At 63.3% G+C, this 6966-nt stretch carries 8 protein-coding genes and 1 pseudogene; all 9 read right to left on the reverse strand.

Going from position 1 to position 6966, the window contains the following annotated elements:
- Window positions 1–762, reverse strand: a 762-nt coding sequence (locus EOA38_RS23310) for a 2Fe-2S iron-sulfur cluster-binding protein (protein WP_127300351.1), incomplete at its 3' end; no start/stop codon positions are given.
- Window positions 763–794: 32 nt separating this feature from the next.
- Window positions 795–2060, reverse strand: a complete 1266-nt coding sequence (nuoF, locus tag EOA38_RS23315) for an NADH-quinone oxidoreductase subunit NuoF (RefSeq protein ID WP_126092622.1) — start codon at window positions 2058–2060, stop codon at window positions 795–797.
- 4 nt (window positions 2061–2064) lie between these two features.
- Window positions 2065–2577, reverse strand: a complete 513-nt coding sequence (gene nuoE, locus EOA38_RS23320; RefSeq protein WP_127300352.1) for an NADH-quinone oxidoreductase subunit NuoE — start codon at window positions 2575–2577, stop codon at window positions 2065–2067.
- Between the two features lie 17 nt (window positions 2578–2594).
- Window positions 2595–3809: an NADH dehydrogenase (quinone) subunit D gene (nuoD, locus tag EOA38_RS23325; protein ID WP_126092624.1), complete on the reverse strand. Its 1215-nt coding sequence runs from the start codon at window positions 3807–3809 to the stop codon at window positions 2595–2597.
- A 1-nt stretch (window position 3810) separates the two neighbouring features.
- The gene (locus EOA38_RS23330; protein WP_126092625.1) at window positions 3811–4374 is read right to left on the reverse strand and encodes an NADH-quinone oxidoreductase subunit C; all 564 of its coding nucleotides are present in this window, start codon (window positions 4372–4374) and stop codon (window positions 3811–3813) included.
- Complete coding sequence (gene nuoB / locus EOA38_RS23335) at window positions 4371–4874, reverse strand: NADH-quinone oxidoreductase subunit NuoB (protein ID WP_126092626.1); 504 nt, start codon at window positions 4872–4874, stop codon at window positions 4371–4373. The genes EOA38_RS23330 and nuoB overlap by 4 nt, the downstream gene beginning before the upstream one ends.
- Window positions 4862–5227: an NADH-quinone oxidoreductase subunit A gene (locus EOA38_RS23340; RefSeq protein ID WP_127300353.1), complete on the reverse strand. Its 366-nt coding sequence runs from the start codon at window positions 5225–5227 to the stop codon at window positions 4862–4864. Before EOA38_RS23340 ends, nuoB begins: the two co-directional genes overlap by 13 nt.
- A gap of 151 nt (window positions 5228–5378) precedes the next feature.
- A complete protein-coding gene (locus tag EOA38_RS23345) occupies window positions 5379–6818 on the reverse strand; it encodes an NADH-quinone oxidoreductase subunit N (protein WP_127300354.1) in 1440 nt (479 codons plus the stop codon).
- A pseudogene (locus tag EOA38_RS23350) lies at window positions 6815–6966 on the reverse strand (NADH-quinone oxidoreductase subunit M); the annotation flags it as partial. The gene EOA38_RS23345 and the pseudogene EOA38_RS23350, both read right to left, overlap by 4 nt.

A 6966-nucleotide genomic window follows, 5' to 3' on the forward strand; every position in this document is an offset into this window, starting at 1 on the left:
GTTGACCCCGTGCTCCACCTTCGAGCGGACCCGCATGAACTCGCCCTTGCGTGTACCGACGGTCAATTGGCAGCCGGTGCCGCAATGCGGGCAGACCGTGTCGGTCTCGACCAGATCCCAGGGCCGCGCCTTGTAGCGATAGGGGAAGCTCATCAGCGCGCCGACCGGGCAGACCTCGACGCAATTGCCGCATTGGTCGCAACTCGCGAGACTGCCCTCGAAGCCAGTGACAGCGGTATCCATGCCTTTTTCAACGGTGCCCAGGGCGACCGCGCCTACGACTTCTTCGCACATCCGGACGCAGCGCTGGCACTGGATGCAGCGGTTGACGTTCATGATGATGACCGGGCTGAGACGGATGTCCTTGGAGTGGAACACACGCTTGGCATCGCGGAACCGGCTTGCGCGGGGTCCGTACGCCATCACCATGTCTTGAAGCTCGCACTCGCCGCCCTTGTCGCAGATCGGGCAGTCGAGTGGGTGATTGGCAAGCAGCATGTCGAGCATGGAAGAGCGCGTTTCTTCGATCAGCCGCGTGTTCGTGTGCACCACCATGCCGTCGGTGATCGCGGTGGCGCAAGCAGGCTGCAGCCGCCGCTGCCCCTCAATCTCCACCAGGCACATGCGGCAGGAGGCTAGCGCCGGCAGCCGCTTCAGGTAGCAGAAGGTCGGGATGTCGATGCCCAGACGCTCGGCGGCCTGAAGCACCGTGGAGCCCGCCTCCACTTCCAGCGTTCGTTCATCGATTGTCACGCGAACCATGGCTTCCTCGCGGTCCTCTCGTTGCGCCCTCTTCAGTGAAACGGGCACCTCCGCTCCTCAATGTGCGTGACGAATTCATCTTCGAAATGGGCCAGTGCTGCCCGCAGGCCCATTGCCGCGCCATCGCCCAAAGCGCAGAACGTGTTACCGAAAATGCCCTTGCAGAGCGCCCCCAACTGTTCCAGATCGCCCGGCTCGCCTTGGCCCGCCTCGAGCCGGCGCAGCACCTTGACGACCCAGTTCAACCCTTCGCGGCAGGGGGTGCACTTGCCGCAGGACTCGTGGTGGAAGAACTCGATGATCCGGGTGGCGACTTTGACGATGCAGGTCGAGTCGTCGATCACGATCACCCCGGCCGAGCCGAGCATCGAGCCGGCAGCGGCCAACGAGTCGAAGTCCATCCCGACGTCCAGCCCGCGCTCCGGGATCAGTGGTGCCGAGACCCCGCCTGGGATCACCGCCTTGAGCTGGCGCCCTGGCAGCGGCCCGCCGGCATGATCACAGACCAGTTCGCGCAGCGGTATCCCCATCGGCAGCTCGTAAAGGCCAGGTTTGCGCACCTGTCCGCTGAGGCAATAGAGCTTTGGGCCGGGGCTCTTGTCCGGTCCGATGCCGCGGAACCAGTCGGCCCCTCGCACCACGATATGCGGGACGCAGGCCAGCGTCTCGACGTTGTTGATAACGGTCGGGCTGGCGTAGAGTCCTTCGACCGCCGGAAAGGGGGGTTTCAGGCGCGGCTGCGCCCGCTTGCCTTCGAGCGAGTCGAGCATCGCGGTCTCCTCGCCGCAGATATAGGCGCCGGCTCCGCAATGGATGTGCACGGCGAAGCTGAAATCCGAGCCCAGGATACGCGTTCCCAGATAACCCTTCGCATGAGCCTCGGCGATCGCCTGCTCCAGCCGCGCGATCGCCAGCGTGTATTCCCCGCGGACATAGACATAGGCGGTTTCCGCTCCTATCGCGTAGGCGGAGATCGCCATGCCCTCGATCAGTTGGTGCGGGTCACGCTCCATGATGATCCGGTCCTTGAAGGTGCCCGGCTCGCCTTCGTCGGCGTTGCAGCACAGGTATTTCGGCTTGCCGGCACGCTTGGGCACGAAGCTCCATTTCATTCCTGTAGGAAATCCGGCTCCGCCGCGACCGCGCAGGTTGGATTTCTTGACAAGGTCGATGATCTCGTCGGGCGTGTGCTCCCGCAGGGCCTTGGCCAACGCCTTGTAGCCGCCGCCGGCCTCATAGGTCGACAGCAGATGGCCATCCGGCGCGTCCACGTTCTTGAGAAGGACCGGTTCGAACATGGCGCTATTCTCCCGGCGGCCCTGCGGCGGCGAGATCGGCCCTTGTCGCTCGCCGCACCGTCGCGCGCAGCCTGTCCAGGAGCGCGTCGATCCGCGCTATGTCGAGGTCGCCGTGATAGTCGTCGCCGACCTGCATCACCGGGGCCATCTCGCAAGCACCGAGGCATTCGACTGTCGAAAGCGTGAACAGCCCATCCGGGGTAGTGCCGCCTTTCTTGATCCCGAGCACCTCCTCCAGGTGCCTCAGCAGGTCTTCGGATCGGCGCAGCATGCAGGAAACGTTGTCGCAGAGCTGCAGGTGGAAAATGCCGACCGGCTCGGTGTGGAAGAGGGTGTAGAAGGTCGCCAGTTCGTAGACCCAGATACGCTCGACCCCGAGGATGTCGGCGACCTCTTCCAGCACCGGGCCGGGCAGATGGCCATGTTCCCTCTGCGCAATCAGAAGCGCGGGCATGATCGCCGAGCGCTGGTCGGGATATCGCGCCGCCGCCTCTTCGATTTTTTCGCGCATGGTCATCGCGTCCAAATCCTCTGCTACTTGTCCACCTCCGCCATCACGGGGTCGAGGCTGCCGAGCACGGCGATCATATCCGCCAGATAGCGCGCGTTGGTGACCCCGAAGAGTCCCTGAAGGTTGACGAACGAGGGTGACCGCACCTTCATGCGGAACGGTTTCGGCGACCCGTCGCTGACGATGTAGAAGCCGAGCTCGCCCTTTGGCGCCTCGATCGCCGAATAGACCTCGCCCTTCGGCACCTTGAAGCCATAGGCCGACAGGTCGAAATGCTGGATCAGCGCCTCCATCGAACAGTGCACCCGGTCCTTGTCCACCGGGAAGGCGATCGTCGGCATGTCGATCTGGAACGGCCCGTCGGGCATCTGGTCGAGGCATTGCTCGATGATCCGGACGCTCTCGCGCATTTCCTCGACCCGGCATCGCCAGCGTGCATAGCAATCGCCCTCTTGCCTGGTGATGACCCTGAAATCGAGCTGGTCGTAAATTTCGTAAGGCTCGTCGCGGCGGATATCCCAGTCGACGCCCGAGGCGCGCAGGTTCGGGCCGCTCAGGCCGAGATCGATGCCGTCTTCGGGCGAAATCACACCGATCCCTTGCGTGCGTTTCAGGAACACCCGATTGCTGTCGAGCAACCGTTCATAGTCGCGGATCCGGTTCGGGAAGATGTCGCAGAACTCCCGGATCTTAGGGAAGAACCCATCGGGCAGGTCCTCGCGCACGCCGCCGACCCGGCAGAATGAGGTGTGCATCCGCGCCCCGCTGATCATCTCCAGCAGGTCCATGATCATTTCGCGCTCGCGCATGGCGTAAAGCAGCGCGGTCATGGCGCCCAGGTCCATCGGAAGCGCGCCGGTGATCAGGAGATGGCCGGAAATCCGCGCCAGTTCCGCCATCAGCACGCGGATATATTGCGCGCGGACAGGTGCCTGGATGCCCAGGAGCTTCTCCACCGCAAGCGCGAAGGCCAGGTTGTTCGAGGGTGGACAGAGGTAGTCCAGCCGGTCGGTCAGCGGAAAAATCTGGGTGTAGGCGAAACTCTCGGCCAGTTTCTCGGTGCCGCGGTGGAGGTAGCCGATATGCGGGTCCACGCGCGCGACATATTCGCCATCCAGTTCGAGGACGAGCCGCAGCACGCCATGCGTACTGGGATGCTGTGGGCCGAGGTTGAGAAGCACCTCCCTGGTGTTGGGCGTATCGGCTTCCGGCCGGCTCAGTTCCGTGACTTCGGTCATCTCAAGTCCCGGGTGTGGAACGGCCTCCCTGTGGAATGTCCTTGGTGGCAAGGTCGGGCTGCGTCGGCGGCGGACCCTCTGCGCCGAACGGGTTCAGCTTGTCCTTGTAGCCGCGGAGCGGAAAGTCCTTGCGCTGCGGGAAGCCCTCGAACCCTTCCCACATATAGATCCGGCGCAGGTCGGGGTGGCCTTCGAACCTGATCCCGTACATATCCCAGGCCTCGCGCTCATGCCAGTTGGCGGTGCGCCAGACCCCCGTCACCGACGGAACCCGCGGCGGATCGCCGAGGCGGCACTTGATCCGCACACGCCATTTGTTCGGCAGCGAAAAGAGGTGGTACACCGCCTCATAGCGCGGTGCTTCTGGGTAGTGATCGACCCCGCAGATGTCGGACAGGAAATCGAACCGCAGCGCCGGGTGTTCCTTGAGGAACCGGCAAAGCTCGACGATCATGCCAGGCGGAGCGGCGAAAGCGTGAACCCCGTGCGAGAAACCAAGCTGCTCGATCGTCCCGCCGAAGCGTTCCACGATCAGGGCAGGGATGAGGGGTGTCTCCACGCTCATGGCACTGCGGCCCGTTCCGCAGGCGCCCCTGCCAGCGCCCTGGATTTCTTGATCTTCTCCTGAAGCAGGAGGAAGCCGTGCATCAGCGCCTCGGGCCGTGGCGGGCAGCCGGGCACATGCACGTCCACCGGCACGAAGGTCTCGGCTCCCTGCACCACCGCATAGGTGTTGTAGACACCGCCCGAGATCGCGCAGGTGCCCATGGCGATGACCCAGCGAGGCTCCGGCATCTGGTCATAGAGCCGGCGCACCACGGGAGCAAATTTCCGCGTTATGGTGCCGGCGATGATCATCACGTCGGACTGGCGCGGCGAAGGCCGGAACACCACGCCGAAGCGGTCGAGATCGTAGCGGGCACAGCCCGCCGAGATCATCTCGATGGCGCAGCAGGCGATGCCGAAGGTCTCCGGCCACAGCGCCGACCTTCGGCCCCAGCTGATCAGGCTGTCGGCCGTGGTGAACAGCACGCTGTCGCGGATGGCGTTGTTTACACCTCCCATTCCAGCGCTCCCTTCAGCCAGGCGTAGGCGAAGCCCACGAGAAGCAGCAGTATGAAGACGAACATCTCGACATAGCCGACCGGCCCGATTTCCTTCAGGACGACGGCCCAGGGAAAGAGGAACATCGTCTCGACATCGAAGACGACAAACAGGATCGCGAGGATGAAGAACTGCACCCTGAAGCGGCCGCCGGCGGCCTCACCAGCCGGGTCCATGCCGCATTCGTAGGGCATGTTCTTTGCGGGGTAGGGGTTGGACGGGCGCAGCAGCGAGGAAACAAAAAGGGTAGCTATCGCCACCAGAACAATTCCGGCGACCATGAACAGTACCGGCAGGAACTCCATTCCGGTCACGTCGCACAGCCCCGGTCACCCGCCGAGGGCTTTGCTCAGGCCGCCACCGACGCCTTGAGGCCGGTGATGCGGGCGCCCTGGAAGCGACAAGGGCATTCCTTTCTAGTTCGCCAGAGTATTCCGACGATTGGATCATTGCAAATCCAATCGATCAGCCGCCGGTTGCTGCATGTTGGGCAAGCCTTAGAAACCACGCCGGAAATAGGCCGATGCCGATGGTGCCTGCAGCGGTGAAGGCGAGCGTGGCGCGGACCGAGGGCGTCAGCGCCGGCACGAACGCGCCTTCCGGCTCTCGCATGTAGATCACCATCACGATGCGGATGTAGAAGTAGGCGGCTACGGCGCTTAGCAGCACGGCGATCACCGCCAGCATGACAAAGCCCCGCTCGACGAGCGCGACCAGTACGTAGAACTTGGCGAAGAACCCGGCCGTCGGCGGAATGCCGGCCAACGAGAACAGATAAAGCAGCATCAGAAGCGCCAGGCCGCGATGCGACTTGGCGAAGCCGGCGTAGTCCTCGATGACCTCGCCCGAGAAATTGCCGTTCCGCATCATGATGACGGCGCCGAATATGCCGAGGTTCATGAACGCATAGATCAGCAAATAGAGCATCACGCTGGCCACTCCGTCCGCACCGCCGGCCGCCACACCGAACATGGCGAACCCGGCATGGGCGATGCTGGAATAGGCCAGAAGGCGCTTGAAATTCTCCTGCACCAGCGCCACGAAACTACCTAGCGCCATTGTCGCGGCTGCAATGACCGCGACGATGATCCAGGCGTTCGAGGCTGCGACCAGCGGGTTGAGGAACACCCGCAGGATCACGGCGAAGCCCGCTGCCTTGGGCCCCACCGACATGAAGGCGGTGATCGTCGTCGGCGCGCCTTCATAGACGTCCGGTACCCACATATGGAACGGCACGGCGCCGACCTTGAATGCCAGCCCCGCGACGATAAAGACCACGGCCAGAAGCAATCCGGGATCGAGCGGACCACCGGTCGCCGCCGCAGCCATCCTGTCCAACTGCGTGGTGCCGACGAGCCCGTAGACCAGCGAAACGCCGTAAAGGAAAATCCCGGTCGAGACCCCGCCAAGGATCACGAATTTCAGCGCCGCTTCGTTCGACCGCTGCTGCCGCCGCAGGAAACCGGTCAGCACATAGGTGCAGAGCACCATCAGCTCGAGGCCTACATAGATCGACAGGAGGTCGATCGCCGAGGCCATGATCATCATTCCCGAAAGCGCCAGGAGCAGCAGCACATAGTATTCACTGCTCCCGATCCCTTCGATCTCGGCATATTTTCGCGAAAGAAGAAATGTCAGAACGGCGACCAGGTAGAACACGACCTTGAAGAAGACCGCGAAGCGGTCGGCGATGAACATGCCCGAGTAAGCCGGCCGCACCTCGTCAGCCAGCATGAGTGTTGCAAAGGCGGCAATCAGCACGATCGCGACTGAACCCCAGACCAGGAAGTGCTGCTGCCCTTTGCGCACAAACTGTCCCAGGATCAGAAGGATGCAGGCCCCGGTAACCACCACGATCTCGGGCAGGCTCGCCAGGATCGACTGGAAAAGCACGGCGGCGGTCATTGGGCGCCCCCCTTGCCGTGCACCTGCGCCAGCAGATGCTCCACCGAGGCGTCGATGATTTCGAGAAAGGGCTTCGGATAGAGTCCGATCCAAACAACGAAGACGGCTAGCGGCAGGATCGCCGCCATCTCGCGAGCGTTCACGTCGC

It is taken from the genome of Mesorhizobium sp. M1E.F.Ca.ET.041.01.1.1, from assembly GCF_003997355.1.
In the GTDB taxonomy this organism is placed as follows: Bacteria; Pseudomonadota; Alphaproteobacteria; order Rhizobiales; family Rhizobiaceae; genus Mesorhizobium.